This is a genomic window from Shewanella psychromarinicola, assembly GCF_003855155.1.
Taxonomy (GTDB): domain Bacteria; phylum Pseudomonadota; class Gammaproteobacteria; order Enterobacterales; family Shewanellaceae; genus Shewanella; species Shewanella psychromarinicola.
The window spans coordinates 91,265-109,756 of sequence record NZ_CP034073.1 but is presented as its reverse complement, the minus strand read 5'-3'; the positions used below and the strand labels follow the sequence as shown (position 1 = coordinate 109,756).

General features: G+C 42.5%; 12 protein-coding genes. 6 read left to right on the top strand and 6 right to left on the bottom strand.

Annotated elements, in window-relative coordinates:
- Nucleotides 1–400 precede the first annotated feature (400 nt).
- Both EGC80_RS00425 and EGC80_RS00420 read left to right on the top strand, forming a co-directional pair.
- Nucleotides 401–2,983, top strand: coding sequence for an acylase (locus tag EGC80_RS00425; RefSeq protein WP_124013832.1), 2,583 nt, complete (start codon nucleotides 401–403; stop codon nucleotides 2,981–2,983).
- A 610-nt stretch (nucleotides 2,984–3,593) separates the two neighbouring features.
- Nucleotides 3,594–5,072, top strand: a complete 1,479-nt coding sequence (locus EGC80_RS00420) for a carbon starvation CstA family protein (protein WP_124013833.1) — start codon at nucleotides 3,594–3,596, stop codon at nucleotides 5,070–5,072.
- Between the two features lie 421 nt (nucleotides 5,073–5,493).
- Here the strand turns inward: EGC80_RS00420 and EGC80_RS00415 are convergent, their stop codons facing one another.
- Nucleotides 5,494–6,708: a 4Fe-4S binding protein gene (locus tag EGC80_RS00415; RefSeq protein ID WP_101032717.1), complete on the bottom strand. Its 1,215-nt coding sequence runs from the start codon at nucleotides 6,706–6,708 to the stop codon at nucleotides 5,494–5,496.
- 245 nt (nucleotides 6,709–6,953) lie between these two features.
- On the opposite strand from EGC80_RS00415, the gene EGC80_RS00410 reads away from it, so the two are divergent.
- Complete coding sequence (locus tag EGC80_RS00410; RefSeq protein ID WP_101032716.1) at nucleotides 6,954–7,973, top strand: DUF2817 domain-containing protein; 1,020 nt, start codon at nucleotides 6,954–6,956, stop codon at nucleotides 7,971–7,973.
- A gap of 19 nt (nucleotides 7,974–7,992) precedes the next feature.
- Nucleotides 7,993–8,790, top strand: a complete 798-nt coding sequence (locus tag EGC80_RS00405; RefSeq protein ID WP_124013834.1) for an alpha/beta fold hydrolase — start codon at nucleotides 7,993–7,995, stop codon at nucleotides 8,788–8,790.
- Nucleotides 8,791–8,904: 114 nt separating this feature from the next.
- On the opposite strand, the gene EGC80_RS00400 is transcribed toward EGC80_RS00405, so the two are convergent.
- From EGC80_RS00400 to EGC80_RS00380, 5 genes are all read right to left on the bottom strand, one after another.
- Nucleotides 8,905–9,036, bottom strand: a complete 132-nt coding sequence (locus EGC80_RS00400) for a hypothetical protein (RefSeq protein ID WP_372491466.1) — start codon at nucleotides 9,034–9,036, stop codon at nucleotides 8,905–8,907.
- Between the two features lie 25 nt (nucleotides 9,037–9,061).
- Nucleotides 9,062–10,648: a cryptochrome/photolyase family protein gene (locus tag EGC80_RS00395; RefSeq protein ID WP_124013835.1), complete on the bottom strand. Its 1,587-nt coding sequence runs from the start codon at nucleotides 10,646–10,648 to the stop codon at nucleotides 9,062–9,064.
- A gap of 10 nt (nucleotides 10,649–10,658) precedes the next feature.
- Nucleotides 10,659–10,811 carry a DUF2256 domain-containing protein gene (locus EGC80_RS00390; RefSeq protein WP_124013836.1) on the bottom strand — a complete coding sequence of 51 codons (153 nt, stop codon included), beginning with the start codon at nucleotides 10,809–10,811 and terminating at the stop codon, nucleotides 10,659–10,661.
- Nucleotides 10,808–12,376, bottom strand: coding sequence for a cryptochrome/deoxyribodipyrimidine photo-lyase family protein (locus EGC80_RS00385; protein ID WP_124013837.1), 1,569 nt, complete (start codon nucleotides 12,374–12,376; stop codon nucleotides 10,808–10,810). Before EGC80_RS00385 ends, EGC80_RS00390 begins: the two co-directional genes overlap by 4 nt.
- 334 nt (nucleotides 12,377–12,710) lie before the next feature.
- Nucleotides 12,711–14,006: a sigma-54 interaction domain-containing protein gene (locus EGC80_RS00380; RefSeq protein WP_206191873.1), complete on the bottom strand. Its 1,296-nt coding sequence runs from the start codon at nucleotides 14,004–14,006 to the stop codon at nucleotides 12,711–12,713.
- 248 nt (nucleotides 14,007–14,254) lie between these two features.
- Here EGC80_RS00380 and EGC80_RS00375 point away from each other — a divergent pair, with 248 nt between their 5' ends.
- Both EGC80_RS00375 and EGC80_RS00370 read left to right on the top strand, forming a co-directional pair.
- The gene (locus EGC80_RS00375; protein WP_124013838.1) at nucleotides 14,255–17,362 is read left to right on the top strand and encodes a choice-of-anchor O protein; all 3,108 of its coding nucleotides are present in this window, start codon (nucleotides 14,255–14,257) and stop codon (nucleotides 17,360–17,362) included.
- Nucleotides 17,363–17,540: 178 nt separating this feature from the next.
- Nucleotides 17,541–18,425 carry an IS1595 family transposase gene (locus tag EGC80_RS00370; RefSeq protein WP_124693443.1) on the top strand — a complete coding sequence of 295 codons (885 nt, stop codon included), beginning with the start codon at nucleotides 17,541–17,543 and terminating at the stop codon, nucleotides 18,423–18,425.
- Nucleotides 18,426–18,492 lie beyond the last annotated feature (67 nt).

Here is an 18,492-nt window from a genome sequence, read left to right as displayed (position 1 = left end):
AAGCGATACTCGCAGCGGGTCATCAATATCAAACTTGCCATTTGTTCTGCTAACAAGGCGTATTTACGCATAAATAACTTGTTTAATTCAGGTCAATGCAACGCAAATAGCCAAAGACGTCGCTATTTTATAATCGTTTATTATCCAGGACTGAGGTTAGCTTTATAAGGTTAATTGTTTTTGTTAAGCAAGTTTCGGCTATTTTTATCAAGATGTAGACAGACGACTGAATGATTGCTTAAATGAGCATGCATGTCTTTGTTGTATTTAACAACAGCGCATTCGTTTCAAGGTAACTGGGATTACTTTGGCCGTGCTGTTAGCTTAAATTGAGGCGTAAAGGATTCAATACCTCACCCATCATGCTAATTAGCATTGGGATACAACAAGGATAATAATAATGAAACTGAACAAGATACTGCTCGCCATTGGCATGGTTTCTAGTGTGGTTATCGTCGGGTGTGGTGATGACACTCAATACGGTAAAACACCTCAACCTACTCCAGAACCCGAAGCCATTTCACCTCCATTACAAGCTTTTGCCCCTAACGGCACCTTAAAGGCCAACATCCGTCGCACTCAATACGGTGTACCACATATCTCTGCCGATAACTTAGAAAGCCTAGGTTTTGGGAGTGGTTATGCCCAAGCACAAGACAATTTATGTGTGATGGCCGATGGGTTTATTAAAGCTAATTCTGAACGGTCAATGTACTTTGGCCCCCATGCTTCAATTGATTTTGCTACGGGTCTGCCGACCAGCGAAGATAATGGCAATTTAATCTCTGATTTTGCTTACAAAGCGTTGAAAATTAGACAGCTTGCTGAAAACCAGTATTCACAGTTTAGTTATAACTCGCGCGCATTAATGGAAGGCTTTAGTGCGGGTTATAATCAATACCTTGCCGATATAGACGCTGGGACTCAAACTGGCGAGCCATTCTGTGCGGGTCAACCTTGGGTTAAACCCATTAGCGGTATTGATGTAGCCAACTATATATTTTCCATCGCGTTATTACCTGGCGCGGCAAACTTTTTAGATTTAATTTTTTACGCTAACCCCGGTGATGGCGAAGAGTATTTACCGCGTATTGTTGGGCCGGCACCGTCTACAGCACAAACCGCGTTTGTGCAGGATATGAACAATAAATTAATAGCACGGTCTGCAACCATTACCACCCCTGAAACTAATCCTCGAAACTTGGGTTCTAATGGTTGGGGATTGGGTAAAGATAAAACCGAAAACGGTAAAGGCATGGTATTAGGTAATCCGCATTTTCCGCATACCGGTAATTTACGTTTTTGGCAGTCGCATTTGACCATCCCAGGACAGATTGATGTCATGGGCGGCTCACTAGTGGGTATGCCTGGTTTGGTGAATATTGGTTTTAATAAAGATGTGGCTTGGACGCATACCTTTTCGACAGCCGAGCACTTTGTTATGTATAACCTAGAGTTAGTCTCAGGTGACAGATTGCAGTATCTGTTTGATGGCTCAAAGATGCCGATCACCAAAGAAACGGTGTCGGTATTAGTCAATGCAGGTGCAGCAGGTATGTTGGTGGCCGAAAAAGACATTTACACCACAGCTAAAGGTCCAATGGTTGAGGCGCCGCCATCATTGGCGCCGTTTGGCTGGGATGATGGTCAAGCCTTCTTTATTCAAGACGCCAACATGGCCAATAAAGATCCGCTTGATCATTGGTTAGCCATGAACCGCGCAACAAACCAAGATGAGTTCCAGCAAGCATTTAAAAATTATGATGGGGTGATTTTTAATAACACTATGTACGCCGACAAAGAAGGCAATGCCTTTTATATTGACGACTCAACCGTACCGGGTTTTTCTGATTTAGTGGTCGATATAATTAGAACTACCCCTGCTATTGTTGCAGCTAAAGCTCAAGCTGGTTTTACTATTTTACCGGGTAATACCTCGGTGTTTAGTTATGATTCGCCAATGCCTTATGAACGTGCACCTAAGCTTGAACGGAGTGACTTTGTGCAAAACTCAAATAACTCATTTTGGTCGACTAACCTTGCTGCACCTTTGGAAAACTTCTCTCCTTTATACGGTCCAGAGCGAGGTCAATTATCATTACGGACTCGCATGGGGTTAACGTTAATGGATGATGCAGCCGGTGATGACGGTAAATTTAGTATAGAAGAGCTTGAAACGGCCTTATTATCCAACCGAGCTTATCTCGCAGAGTTGGTGTTAGCCGACTTAATTAGCCAATGTGAGTTACAAGGTGATACGCCCGTGGTGGTGAGCGCCACATTATCTAAAGATGTTTCTGCATCATGTTCAGCACTAAGAGCGTGGAATGGTAAGCAAGATAATGACAGTAAGGGCGGGGCGTTAATTCGTGAGTTTGCCCATCAGTTTGATCAAAATACCATGTTAACTGAAGCTTTTGATTATATGAGTGCAGCAACAACACCCAATAAGCTCAATACTGATGGCAGCGCGTTAATCGCTTTAGCTCATGGGGCGTTGAATCTTGAAGCGGCAGGTTTTGCTGTGGATGCGAGCTTAGGAGAGGTGCAATTCGTTGAAAAGTCACTCCCTGATGGCAGTGCATCTGGGGTGAAGCTACCTTGGCCTGGTAGTCATAATGCGGAAGGTGGATTTAACGTGTTTTCGACCACCTTATCCGGTGATGACACTTTAATACCTCAACATAAATACCCACCTGTGTTAGATGTTGTTTCAGGTAAGGCGGCAGCATCAGGATTAACCTCAGAAGGTTACCAAATCCGAAGTGGTTCAAGTTGGATGATGACCGTGAGCTTTACTGATGATGGTCCTAAGGCAAAAGGTCTTTTGACTTATTCGGAGTCCAGTAACGTGTTAAGCCCTAGCTTTTCTGATCAAAGTGAACTGTATTCTACGGCAAAGCAATTACGTCCATTGTTATTTACCGAAGCTGAGATCCAAGCATCGGTTGAATCTAGCATCGAGTTAACCCTGCAAAAATAGCTTAGCAAACGACTATATTATCTTTTGGCTAATAAAACCTCACTGGCAATGCCGGTGGGGTTTTATCTATTTATAGGCGAAAAAGCTAAAAAGCTAAAAAGCTAACAAACGAAAAAAATAACAAGCGAAAAAATCGAGAAAGCGAGCAGATGAGGTGGATTTTGCTCTTTATTGCGAATGGTTAGCTCGAGTAGGCGGCTATTATAACATTGATATAATATTGACATAATATTTACATAATAATCTAAGACGGTTTATTTTACCCATAGATAGAATGCTTTTATTCGAGATTATTGTTTGTTTATGGCGTTAAAATAATCCTTATATACTACAAGGGTATTGTCTGCATTAACATGCATTAAGCGTGGCTGGTCGATTTTTTTGTGAAAGTATGAGAGTAAGTTGAGATAAGTAACAAAGTCACTATGGCTGGGGGGTAGAGGTAACCCATTAACAAAATTATACTTTATCGCCAAGCTGGATATAAATTCACGATGAGCGATTAATAGCAACCCCTACCTTGGTATAATGCCTCATGACTTGACCTCTAAAGCTATCTGAAACAAACTCAACATTGAGTACATTCCTATAACTAATGGATGATAATGACATGTTGATTTTTTTCATTTGTATCGGGCTTCTCTTGCTCGCATACAAGTTTTACAGTCCGTTCGTTGAACGGCAAGCGGGTATCGACCCTAATGCAATAACCCCTCAAGCACGATTTAATGATGGCGTTGACTATGTCGAAGTTCATCCGGTTAAAGCGTTCTTAATTCAATTTCTCAACATCGCTGGTGTCGGACCTATCTTCGGACCTATCTTAGGTGCGCTTTATGGCCCTATAGCGCTGGTATGGATTGTCCTTGGTAATTTACTCGGTGGCGCGGTTCACGATTACTTCTCCGGTGTCATGAGCATCAAAGAGGACGGTAAAAGCTTACCTGAAATTGCGGGACATTATTTTAATATTTACTTTAAAGCAGCCATGCTGATATTTACTGCCATGCTGTTATTTTTCGTTGGTGTTGTATTCATCATGAGCCCAGCAGGATTGCTCAGTAACTTAGATTATTTTAAAGACACCATTTTTGGCGAAAATACCTTCTGGGTATTATTGATTTTGGGCTATTACTTTTTAGCAACCTTGTTACCAATAGATAAAATCATTACTAAACTGTATCCAGTATTTGGTTTATTAATGATTGTGATGACAACGTCAATTGCTGTTGCGTTATTAATCCACGCACCACAATTACCGACTGTTGATGGTATCTTTGCTTATTTTGATCACAGTCACTATAACAATGAATTATTAGAGCCTAATCCAGACGGTTTACCTGTATGGCCATTATTGTTTGTCACTATTACTTGTGGTGCGATTAGTGGTTTCCACTCAACACAAGCACCCATCATGGCGCGTTGTTTAACCAATGAAAAATACGTTCGTCCTGTTTACTACGGCGCAATGATGGCAGAAGGTGTGGTCGCATGTGTCTGGGCTACTGCGGGTATCGCGGCTTTCCCTGGTGGTTATGCTGAACTTAAAGGTATTCTTGACATAGGTGGTCCAGGAATGGTGGTTAACCAAGTGGCTTCTACTTACTTAGGTGCCGCGGGTGGTATTATGGCGATTATTGCGGTGGCGATTTTCCCAATTACCTCTGGTGATACTGCATTTAGAGCATTACGTTTAACCATTATTGATGCTTTTAAGATCCCTCAAAGTATCAGAAACCGTTTATTTGTTGCGGTGCCTATTTTGATTATTGCCTATTTTATGACCAAGATTGATTTTACACTGATCTGGCGTTATTTCGCATTCTCAAATATGTTGTTATCTACCAGCGTATTATGGCTAGCGACCAAGTATTTATTTAACCGTGGTACCTTCCATTGGATCGTGAGTTTACCTGCTATTGTGGGGACGAGTGTGACAGTGTCGTACATTTTAACGGCGGGTATTGGTTTTGGCTTCCCTCAACCATTAAGTCAACCTATCGGTATTGCTGTCGGTGTGGTGGCGTTAATTGCACTGATTTTTGCGAATAATAAGCGTAGTAAGCGTTTAACGCTTGAAGGCTTGTAAGTTAACCATTGTGGTAAGTGATATTTAATTGAAGGGCTGCATTGCGCAGCCCTTTTTATTTGCTATACCCAAACGACCTCGGCATGCAGGATTGTGCATGACGAGACATGACAGCGTTCAAGGTGCTAGGTATTAGGCGCCTACGGGGGCTAGAGCGACTTTCGGTCTTCGAGGTTCTAGGGCGGACTTTGTCCTGCTAGGCTGTTGATTTTATAGCCTCTAGCCGCGAAGCGTACTAGCAGCGCAGCGTTCTAGGCTCTTGCTATAGCAGCGAAAACCAAGCAACGTGCTTTAAAGGAGGAAACTAATAGTGTTTGGTCATTGGTTACAACCATTGATGCTTGAATCAATGAGGAATAACACGAGTGTCCAAATAGACACTCGTGTTATTGATTTTTAATTGTTCATTATAAACTCTGAATTAATGACCTATACGATCAAGCTTTTGTATCAGTTCCATTTTTATGTCGTCAGGCGTTTGGCTGTGCCAATAGCCTCCGACGTAAGCAAACAGCGGTAACATAAACATTACCGTCAGTAACATAATCAGCAATCCTCTGGCAGACAGTTTAATACCATTGCGAGTGCTTAATTGCAGCGCCTCTTTTTTAGGACACGCTGACACACAACGCATGCAGGCTTGGCACTCATCGGAACGAATATCTTTCTGAGTATGTACTGATATATTGGCAGGGCATGCGCGGGTGCATTTATCGCAACTCATGCCTTTGGTTTCAATTAAACAATGCTGAGTATTACGACGAATTTTAAATGGACTGAAAAAGCTCACTATGCCTAACAGCGCGCCATAAGGGCAAATATAACGGCAAAAACCTTGGCGACGCCATGCGGCTAACGCAAACAGAATACCGAAGCCGATTAAGGCAACCATTGATGGCATCATGAAAAATACTGCCATTTTTAAGTCGGCTACTTTGTGGTAATTCCCTGACATGTAATGTGGGATAGATGCCGCTGGCATAGAAATAACCAAATAAAGCAGTGCTGCTAATAGCAAATATTTAAGCATTCTGAGTGGCCAATCCAACCATGCTGGTGGCAGAAGTTCGGCGTGAATAAAATGTTTTCTCAGTTTATAGAGGTATTCGCCAGCTAACCCTAATGGGCAAGCCCAGCCACAAAATGCGCGCTTACATATTAAACCTGTGAGTAATACGACACACAGCATAACCACTGCCGCAGGATGATTTTGATCCCAGAGCCCTAAGGTTAAAATAGCTTTAAGTTCAATGCCTCCAGCAATAGGTAAAAACGCATCACCGACATCGGGTCGCATTAACCAAGGCGTTTCCCCTGCATATAATAATCCTGCGTTGATAGCATATTGCACTCCGACCAATAACATGGAAAGGGCAAAGAAGTGTTGGCAAATCTCACGTACTTGGTTGGGTCTACCTTCTGCATTGGCAAACGCAGGTTGATATTGTCCTAGTGCCGTGACAATGATCACCGCGACCAATAATATGAGTAGTAATGGCCAGAAAAAACTGGCTAGGGTTGCACCGAGCAATAATGCAGCGCTGACAAGTGCGCCCCATTTTTTGCCACTCCAGTACAGCAAGCTGGTGCTATACACTAAGGCTAGCATTAAGGTGATTGATTCAATTGTACTCATTATCGAATGCCTATTTAGTTTTACTATCTTGAAATAATGATAAAACCTCTGCCTTAAATCGAATGTGATTTGGGTCTCCAAACCCGATAATAGTTTTCTAATTATATGATCTATATTGATTTGTTTACTTTATGTAAACATTGTTAAGCAATGTGTTATTTAGGTTGTTTCAATTTATTGTCACTAACTTGTCTTATTTTTTGGTTAGTTTATTAAGATCATTTTGTGACAGTAAATAGTGGCTAATGGGTACGTTTTCATTTGAGCATTCGTTTGAGATAGACACATTAAAACGCCTAATTGCACAGCATCAACAGCAATTTCGGCACCAGTCTTTAGCGGATTTATATTACCGTGGTGAAAAACTGTCGGTAACGGCCATTGAGTTAGGCCAACAACAACCTTGTCCTACCGTATTGTTTGTCGGTGGGGTGCACGGTGTTGAACGGATTGGTGCGCAAGTGGTGCTGGCTTTTTTAGGCAGCTTACTTAATCGTCTGCCTTGGGATACTCATTTACAGCAATTACTCAAGCATGTACGTTTAGCGTTTGTGCCAGTGGTGAATCCGGTGGGCTTTTTACGAGGCAGCCGTGGTAATGGTAATAACGTCGATTTAATGCGTAATGCATCGATTGATTCAGATGAAGAGGTGACCTTTCTTGTTGGCGGTCAGCGATTATCACCACGCTTGCCTTGGTATCGCGGCCAACATGGTATGGAACTCGAAACCCAAGCGTTAGTAAGGTATGTTCAACAACTACAACAACAGAGCAGCAGTGTTATTGCCTTAGACGCCCATTCTGGTTTTGGCTTACGCGATCATGTGTGGTTTCCTCATGCCCATACTCGGCAGCCGTTTGCTGGGATAGGTTATATTTATCAGCTAATGCAATTGTTCGAGAAAGGTTATCCTCACCACAGTCATTATCGGTTAGCGCCGCAAAGTCATTTTTATCGTACCCATGGCGATATTTGGGATTACTTGGTGGCGAGTAATGTTAGCGATAAACCGTTTATTCCGTTAACGTTAGAAATGGGGTCATGGGCTTGGTTGCGTAAAAATCCGCGTCAGTTATTTAATTTCCCCGGCTATTTTAATCCGCAAAAAACACATCGACATCAACGCGTTTTACGGCGACACGTGGTATTAATGCAGTTTTTGATCGATGCTGCTTATGCGCAAGTTATTGAACAAATAAACCCTAAACAACTGACCCTATTGACTCAACAAGCTAATCGCTTCTGGTCTAAAAAAGCTAAATGAGGCTAAGTGAGGATAACCTATGACCACCTTGGTATTGCTAAGAGGATTAATGCGTGACAGTCGTCATTGGAATGGATTTGATCAGCGTTTAAACCAACAAGCTGTGAATGTCATTAGCGTGGATTTACCCGGTAATGGTGTGTTAGTTAATCAGGTTAGTCCAGGTAAAATGCAAGACTATTGTGATGCGGTGTGGCAGCAAATTGATGCCGCGTTGCTTAAACAGGGTACGCCGCCAAGCCAAGTTAACTTGGTATTAGTGGGCTTGTCTATGGGAGGCATGTTGGCGTTAACTATGGCGGCGCAGTGTCGATCACGAGTGCAGCATGTGGTGTTAATTAACAGCAGCGCGGCCAACTTGTCACCTTGGTATTATCGGTTTCAATGTTGGGGGTTAATGATGTCTTTAGCGCATGCTTTGCTAAGCGTTCGCCCTTATTTGCCTGGTCAAAATCAAGGGGGAACTGACAGAGGACATTGGCTAGAGGCAACAGTATTGGATTTTACCAGCAGGCATTTTGGTCAAAGTATTGAAGTGATTAATGCTTGGAGCTTACTAAGGTTGCAATCTCATACATCATTTATCAATGGGCTACGCCAATTGTACGCCTCAGCCCGTTTTCATAGCCCTGTATTACAAGGCACCTGTGTTAGTGTGATCGTTGCCAATCAAGACAAGTTAGCTAATCCCAAATGTAGCGAGCAATTAGCTCTTTTTTACCAAACTCCGTTACTTAAAATTGATGACTGCGGCCATGATGCTAGCCTTGATCAACCGCAGCAATTACAGCAACTATTACTCAAGATTATTAGCTGAAGATTCTTAATTAGAGATTCTTAATTAGAGATTCTTAATTAGAGATTCTTAACCAGAGATCTGTACCTCGCTAATCCGCATTAGCTTGTTTGCTATGGTCTGGTGTTGTGTGAGTCATGACTCGACTGCTTCAATGTGCCAAGATAGCTGCAAACGGCTTAAGCCTAGTTGCTCGGCAGCTTTGGTTAAACGGTCACAACAGGTGACTTCGACAAAACTGCGTATGGCTGAGATTTTGTCCATCATTCAATCCTATCCCGACAGTTAAAGGTTATAAGCTTTCTATATTTTCTAATAGCGTATCGGCTTTGTTGATAATGGCCTGCTGAGTGTTAGCATCCATCTTTTGCCAGTTTCTATACACCATCGCCATGCGTGGATTGCGTTTAAATCGCTCTTGATGACGTTGAATAAAATGCCAATATAAACTGTTAAACGGGCAGGCGTTGGCTTCGGTTTTGAGTTTGACATTGTAATGACAGCTTTTGCAATGATCGCCCATTTTATTCAAATAATTGCCGCTGGCGGCATAGGGTTTTGTGGCGACAATGCCGCCGTCGGCAAATTGAGTCATCCCGCGAGTATTGGGCATTTCGACCCATTCGATGGCATCAATGTAAATGCCTAAATACCATTGGTCGACTTCATCTGGATTGATACCCGCGAGTAAACTAAAACAGCCAGTCACCATCAACCTTTGAATATGGTGGGCATAGGCATAATCGAGCGACTGTTTTATGGCGTGGTGCATGCAATTCATCTTAGTGTTTGCGGTCCAAAAATACTCCGGCAGCGGCCGTTGTGCTTGCAAGGCATTATCAGTAGCGTAGTCGGGCATATTGATCCAATAAATACCGCGGACATATTCGCGCCAACCTAATATCTGCCGCACAAAACCTTCCACTTGAGCCAGTGAAATATCATTTTGATGTGCTTGCCAATGAGCGATGACTTTATTGATCACTTCGCTAGGCGAAATCATTTTGGCGTTGAGCGCAAACGATAACCTTGAATGATATAGGCTCCAAGCCGACGGGCTATTTTCGGTCATCGCATCTTGGAAATGACCAAAGCGGATCAATAAGTGCTGGCAAAAATAGTCAAGTAACTCACGTGATTGACGCCGATTAACTGGCCATAACAATTGGTTTTCCGCTTTGCCTATGGTGTTGATATTGTGGCGCTTAAGTCGGGCTAAAATATCACTGACGTCGTTGGCAAACAGTAACGGCGCAGGAACATCAGCAAGGTCATTCTTTTTAAAGCTCGCCCGGTTTTGCTGATCAAAATTCCACTGGCCTCCCAAAGGTTCCCCATCTTGCATCAGCACATTAAAGCGTTTGCGCATCCGTCGATAAAAGAATTCCATTTTGAGGTGTTTTTTCGGGGTGAATTGACCTTGTATGTCGCTAAACGGCAATAAAAAATGTTCGCTGTCAGTGCTATTGATAGCAATGCCTGGTAGTAAAAGAGATCCTAATTGCTGCGATAAACGGTATTCGTCAGGCTGTTGGTATTCAAAATGAGTTAACTTATGCGCAGCAGTAATGTGTTCAAGCAACGCTGGTAGGTCGGCATAGTGCTGGGTTTCATCTAAGGTCAGGTACAACACTTGATGACCACATTGTGCTAAAGCTTGGGCAAATTGCGCCATAGCCGCAAAAAAGGCACACACTTTTTGCACATGATGACTGACGTAGTTAGTCTCTTGTGGCAGCTCGGCAATTAAATACACTCGGTTGGGATTAACCTGTGTAAACCAGCTGTGACTGACGTTGAGTTGATCGCCCAGGATCAGCCTTAATGTGTCGGTCTCGCCCAATAATGGCGCAGATATATCAGTATGCAGTGTCGTCATATTCGTTACCTTAATTTGTTTGGCTAGAGGCTTTATGGCGACGGCAGCGCTCAGAGCAGTATTTTACGCTTGGCCAGTCTTTCGCCCATTTTTTACGCCATGTAAAAGGGCGCTGACAAACCAAACAGGTTTTCTGTTCAAGCTGTTGTTTGTTATGTGTCATGACGGTCTTTTTGCCTGTACCTTTAGTTCTGCGGCCTTGTTCTTGGTACGTTTGCGTTTAGGGCTAACGTGACGGCTTAATACTGCGCCGATATGCCGTTGAACTTGAGGTTGTTCACGGTATGACCATAAGCGATCGCGCGCAGCTTGAGCGGCTAGGGTTAAATCTATCATAGGCTCTGGGTAATCACGGCCTAAAATTACATCATTAAAAATAGCTTCCATCGGCGGCTGTAGCCAAGGTTGATGAATATACTCATTGGGTAAGTTGGTAAGCTCTGGACACCACTGGCGAATAAAATCCCCACGGGGATCTTGGTCTTGTGACTGCTTGATTGGATTGTATAAGCGTATGGTATTAATGCCTGTGACCGAGGCTTGCATTTGCAGTTGCGGGTAATGGATCCCAGGTTCGAAATCGAGAAAATAATTGGCTAACGGTAAGCTGGCATGTTGCCACGTAATGTTTAAATGATGAGTCACAAAGCTGACTAACATGGCGCGCATTCTAAAATTAATGTAACCGGTGTGCTGTAAAGCGCGCATGCAGGCATCGATAATTGGGATCCCCGTTTGACCTTCGGCCCAGCGCTGAATATCTTGCTGTACTTTGTCGTCTGTACGGTAGGGATACTCTAGATACCCAGGGTTTACCGGGGTAAATTCCATGCTGCATTGGCTTTCAAATTTCTGCATAAAATGGCAATGCCAGTGTAAGCGCGACATCATCGCCAGCAATGACTTTCGCCAACCTCGGTTATTACTATTTATTGGGTTATCACCGTTTTGGCTCTGCACTTGGTTATAACGAGTTAATGTGGCTTGGTAAACTTGCCGAAGACTGATGTTGCCCCAAGCCAAATAAGGCGATAAACGTGAGCAATGGATACGGCTCAAACTGGGGCTAGAAATACTGCGTTGATAGTCTTTACCGCGATGGCCTAAAAAGCTGTTCAAGACAGCTCTGGCCGCTTTAGGACCACCCGTTTGAAACTGATCATTGTGTATCATGATGGCTTGGTCGATAAGCGGATTTTGATAGTTATCGAGCTTTTGTAGCAGACATAATTGCCAATTGGGGATAGCAATAGGACTGTTCATAACTTGTTGCCAGTGTTGGTCCCACTGTTTGCGGTGTTTTCGGCCACGCACTACCGCGCCAGTAGGTGACTGCTGCCAATTAACTTGCTGCTGATGACACCAGCGGGCAACCGCTTTATCGCGCTCAAAGCTGTTGTGTAGACCAATCTCTTGATGACTAAAAATATCTTTAATTTCAAACTGTTGAGATAATTCATTCAACAAATCAATTATTGGCACATTGAAGGTATATACCTGACCATTAAACCGCGCCAGTTGTTGATTTATGTCTTGTAGCGACTGCCACACAAAGCGCCAATGACGCTCATTATAATGCGAGTCAGCCAGCATAAATGGCTCAAAGTTATAAATCAGCAAGCAGGGTAGATGATGGTTAAACGCATCGACGAGCGGCTGATGATCAGACAAGCGCAAATCGCGTTTAAACCAGACGATATTAATAGCGTGTTTGGCGGTATTGACCATGGTGCCAAAACTCTCATAATGAATGAGCTAGTTGGTACGTAGCGATTCGCGCTTTAGATTGCTTTGGTGATGATTGTTATGATTTGTTCGTCACTTTAGATGGAACAATTAAGCGTAATAAGTTGTATTGAGCGTGATGATTAATAGATACTGGCCTAAATGGTCTTTTTTATGTTTTTTGGCGGTGGTGATCGTATATCGCGCTAACATGCTGTTTGAATGATCCGATCTACATAATCTGATTCCATAAAAAAGCGTATAAGCTCACAAGCACTTGAACAGGTCGATATTTCACTGAAATGACTTAAATAACGTTCACGATCTTCCCATATGTCTACTGTAACTTTCTATATAATGAGCGAGTACTAATGCCTGCCAAAGTTGCTGCTTTGTCTTTATCTCCATTGACACTCTCTATAAGACGCTGTAAATATCTTAGCTCATTGCCTTTCAAATCAGTCTCAGACTCTGAATGACCTCCTATTTTGCGGTCAATTTCAAGACAGGTTTTAATCACATTCCTATCAATAATTTGTGTATTCGCCAGCACAAGTGCACGGGATAGTATATTTCGCAGTTCTCGAATATTACCAACAAAGTCATGCTCTCTTAATAAATTGATTGCAGAATCTGTCACTATGTACTTTCCACTGTCATCTATTCGCTGCAGAATCGCGTTTGTTAACAGTGCTATATCTTCTTTACGTTTATTTAAAGAGGGTATTTTAATAGGGAATACATTGATGCGATAGTACAAGTCTCTTCTGAACTCCCCACGCTCTACCATTGAAAAAATATCTTGGTTTGTGGCGCAAATAAGTCTGAAATCAGACCGTTTGGTTTCTCTACTGCCTACGGGGCGATAAGTGCCAGTTTCAATTAGGCGCAATAGCTTTATTTGTAGCTCATAAGGCACATCGCCTATCTCATCTAAAAACAATGTACCGCCGTTAGCCACCTCAACTAGACCATGTTTATTGTACAACGCGCCAGTAAAAGCCCCTTTTACATGGCCAAATAATTCACTTTCAAACAATGTTTCAGTGAGACCTGAACATTCTAGTATAACCATTGGCTGAGTCTTCCGATTACTTGCTAGATGGACAGCTGAAGCCGCTATTTCTTTACCTGTACCTGTTTCTCCCAGTAATAATACCGATGCTTCTGTTGGTCCAACGCGGGTAATGTTTTCGACCAATTGGTTAAAAACGAGGCTGGCGCCGACCATTTCATTACCGTCAATTTTTGGGTTTGCCAATGTGACTGACTTTAAAAGCTCGACAAAGAATTTCACCTCCCCTTTGTCGTCTAAAATAGGCAGTATTTCGATGTCCACATGCTCTTTACCTCGAGGGGAATGATGAATATGTAATACGCGTTGTTTTTTCCCAGAAATACCTGCGGCAGATAATGGGCAAGCCTCCCCAGCTTGGTCACAGGGGATTTCATGATGATGTGACGCCTTGTAACAATAAGCTGGTTGGTCCAGATCTATTGCCCCAAAAATTTCAAGATACCGTTGATTACTGGCAAGTATTCTATATTCGGGCGTAACCAAAATTGCAGGGCAGTCATAAGCATTTAGCATAGTGGCAAAATCTTGATTTATATATTGAAGGCTAATCGACATAACGAACTCCATTTTTGTCAACACATTTGTCATATATGACAATTATATTAACAAAAAAACAAAAAAATAATATTAATCAAACGTATAAAATTGATATGAATCAGTATTAACCGGCAATTTATCGGTATCAATATCATTGTGGCGCGGTCGTTGCTGTATATATATTGCCCGATTCATTTGGAATTAAGGCGATAGGAAACTAAGAATAAGATTTTTCATTAAATATTTACAGTTAGGGAGTATTTATTATGAAATTTAAAAAACTACTACGTTGTATGGCTGCAGTTTATTTATCAAGCGCTACATTTTCAATTGCCTTAGCCAGTGATGCACAAGCTTTATCACCTCATGATGACGGTGGAGTATTAACTGAAGACTTAGCTGCAAAAGGCAAAATAAAAAGACTGCCTAATGGTGATTTAGTCAGTGCATATGCTTATGGTAATAGTGATAGTAAAACGGTTTATGACCTGAAAGCGCAAAAAGAACGTCCTGCTCAGGATATTTTTATCCGCGTGTCAAAAGATGACGGCGCTACTTGGAGTGCACCAGTCAATATTTCTGATACGGCGCGTAGAACATCGAAACAAAGCTACTGGGAAACGGATGTTAATGGAGATATTTCTCTTGGCGATTTTTATGGTGACTCAGGGAAACCGAATATCTTTGCAGCAGGCGGTCATGTGGCTGTTTCATGGGATGATAAATACTGTCCCGCAGTCGATGTCGATGTGACTAACCTGAATGATGATTTCCCGGATTACAATTACCATCAGGGTGCTGCTACCTACCTTGATCGTGAAGGAAGACAACTGCCTTTTAGTTGTACTTACATCGCCTATACTAAAAATCCTAGTGCAATAGATGCAGATGGTGTACCTACAGGCGGTACGTGGAAGCGTGAGCAATTAAGCTTTGGTGAACGTGATGCCAAACAAAATGTACCCCGTGCAACTAGCTATAGTGATGGTACAAAAGTAGCGTGGAATGTTGTTTGGCAGGAAGACCCTGAAGGTTTAAAAACCGGTACTGCAGATGGTCCGGGAGATGGCGCCAGTGGTGCGAATGTCAATAAAGGTACAGATATTTGGTATACCTATATTGAAGATATGAAAGCTCCCGCACTTGCAGATATTTCGTTTGCTGCCAATGTTTCTCGTGTTACCAATAACTTCAAAAAGTTTAAAAAACGTGAAGGGGATGATGTTGTTACTGAATTAACGGGTTATCTTGATCCGATTTGTGCGGCCACACCTGAATGTTTAGACACTCAACCATTATTGGTAGAAACAGGTAAAGAAGGCGCATCACGCGCAAACTTAGGTATGGCCCAAGTGCCTGGGCAGAAACCTGTCACTATCATCGCTTATGAAGAAACCAAGGGCGGTGGTGAGGGGGTCGATTTTGGTAAGGTTGTCCGTTATCACCGTTTTACTTTCGACAAGCCACCAGCGAGTTATATTAATGTCGCATTTAGTTCAGGTTTGCAAAAAGGCGGCAGTTCAACAGGTGATGCTAAAAACCAAAATCAGCCGGGTGCTAAGGGCAATTTCACTGATAGTGACACTCTAAATACCAGTTCTGACCCACAAAGTGAATATTCAGACACAGAGGGCGTTGTTAGCGACGTTTACCAGTCACCAGATTGGCAAGACCCATCACGTATTGGTTGTGTGATTAGTAATCCAGCAGAAAATGCTCGACGGGTACGTTTCTTCGGTAATCAGGCCGCTGGTATGGATGAGAGTATTAATCAAAGCGGAACCAAGTTCATGTTTTTCTGGAAAGAGGGCGCGTATGACCAAGGTGGCCCTTCTGACATCGTGGGCCGTATTGGTAAGGTCGGTACAGAAGCGGTGAATACAGGCTTGACTCCGGTTGATTTAATACCCGCGGTAGATACCCGTTTTACTACGTTTACCCGTTATGTACTGACATCTACAGGTTCAGTGGTGTATCCCGATGGACTCGGTGGCTATGTTGATGGTTTAGGTAATGTAGTCGTTATTGCAGAAGGGGATGCAGTATTAGATGTAACCTATGAGGAAGCTGGAGGTTGTAATTACTATTTGACTGATGATGATCGAGACCACGTCCCCCCAATCACACTATCAGATCGTATTAATAATTCAGGAGCAATGAACCTAAGTACTAATGCTGTCGGTGAGGTCACTAGTGATGATACGACCAAGACTATTGAAGCCTTAACGATAACTACCGAGAATAATAATCTCGAAGATGCACGTGCACATCGTGGCGCTATCCGTGGTGATACCATCTTGTTTGGTTACAGTTACACTTCAGACTGGGCACTAGCGAAGTACACTACCGAAAATAACTATAACTTCTTTACTCGTCGTAGTTATGATGGTGGACATACTTGGACGGGTACCCAAAACCTGACTAATTATCTACCTGAAGCTGAGGTCGATATTAAAGAGCCTCGCATTGTGGGTGCACCAAGCAGTACGTCTGCCTGTGATCCTGTCAATGCGCCTGAAGGTACAAATTGTCAAGATCCTAATGCCTTTATATTAGCGTGGGGTTCTGTCAAAAACACCTATGCTCATATCGAATCTGGTGCAGAACTTGATGTTTTTGTCACTAAAACCAAAGATGGTGGTAGAACCTATGAGCCACTCAAATTGTTATCCGCTAATGTTACGGTTCCTTTAGATCCAGAGGGTGAGCCTGATTTTGAATCACAACTCACCATGAAGCCTAACGGTGAAAATTTGTATGCAGTATGGATGGAAACGTCAACTGATGCAGCTGGCAATGAAGATACTGTGGTTCGCTATCGTGCAGAAGCAGATCTCGACGACGCAGGAGCGCCAACCACTATACTTGATGATGGCACAGTTATTTATAATTTAACTCGACCTATTACAGTCGATCAAGGAAGTGTGTCGGGTATTGTTGTTTCAGCAACAACAGCAACGGGTACTGAGTATACTTATCCCATGCCGCAATTTAGTTATAACGTAACTGGCATTGCGGTTGGAAGCACTATATCCGTTACGATTAATTTTGGCAGTGCTTTACCAACAGAGTTTGCGTTGCTCAAAGTCAAGGATGATGGCACTACGGTTGAGGTTGATGCTACGGATTGGGTGTTAATCGGCGATAACTTGGTGCAAGTGAGTATCACTGATGGCGGATACCTTGATGATGATGGTGTCGAGAATGGCACAATCATAGATCCCGTCACTGTTGGTGTTCCTGCTCAAACGATAGAACCAACTCCAGTTTCAACCAGTAGCGGTGGTGGTAGTTTAGGATTAATTGAATTGTTGTTTGGTTTCTTTGGTCTTGGGGTGTTTGTCCGCAGAAGAATTAGAGCAACTAGAACATAGGTTAATTTTTCAACGTTAAATAAAGCCCCCTCAAATTAAGGGGGCTTTTTTACACCCACCTTACGCTTAAAGTAGTAATAATTAGATTATAACTAGATATTATTTTACATGCCTATGCATCTGAGTCAGTTTTGGCTTATTCTTATAGTATAAATCAAGACTAGAAGTGAGATTTGCTATGAAAATGCCTGAAACGAGTTTTTTTGAATGGCAACGTCAATTCAGCGCTGAAATTGATTGCTTAAATCACATTAAGAAAATGAGATGGCCTAATGGTTTTGTTTGCCCTAGATGCTCTTGTGAGCATGCCTATGAGCTTACAACCCGCAATGTATATGAATGCAGTCAATGTCATAAACAAACATCGGTCACAGCAGACACATTATTCCACGGTAGCCGTATTCCTATCACTAAGTGGTTTTGGGCAATCTACTTTTTAGGCTCAGATAAAGGCAGTATTTCAGCATTAAGATTGAGCAAGCACATTGAAGTTAATTGGCGAACGGCACGTTTGATATTAAGTAAGCTGAGAACGGCTATGGGCCATAGAGACAGCTTATATAGACTGTCAGGCGTTATTGAAATTGATGATGCGTTAGTGGGTGGCAGAAGGAAGGGCAAGCGTGGACGTGGAGCAGAAGGTAAAACACCTGTTTTAGTTGCCGTTGAAAGCAAAGGAAAAAGAGCTGGATTTATTGCTATGCAGGCTGTGAATAGCGTTTGCCATGATAGTGTTGAAAAGTTCGTTGCCAAACACTTAACGAGACAGCAAAAAGTGCATACAGACGGCTTACCTGCGTTGAACATTATAGATAAGACTCAACAACATGAAGCGAGGGTTACCCCCAGTGAGCTTGTTGATGAATGGCTGCCTTGGGTTCATATTGCCATTGGTAACTTAAAGGCATTTTTACTTGGGACATTTCATGGTGTTTCAGGAAAGTACCTACAAGAATACCTGAGCGAGTTCTGTTATCGGTTCAATCGTAGACAAATGGAAAGAGAAATACCTAACAGATTGTTAAATTTGGCAATAATTCACACGCCAATACATTCTTACTGAGCCAACTGCATAGGCATTTTATTTTATGTTGACTTACTTAGATTGCAACCTATATTAAAACTTAGAT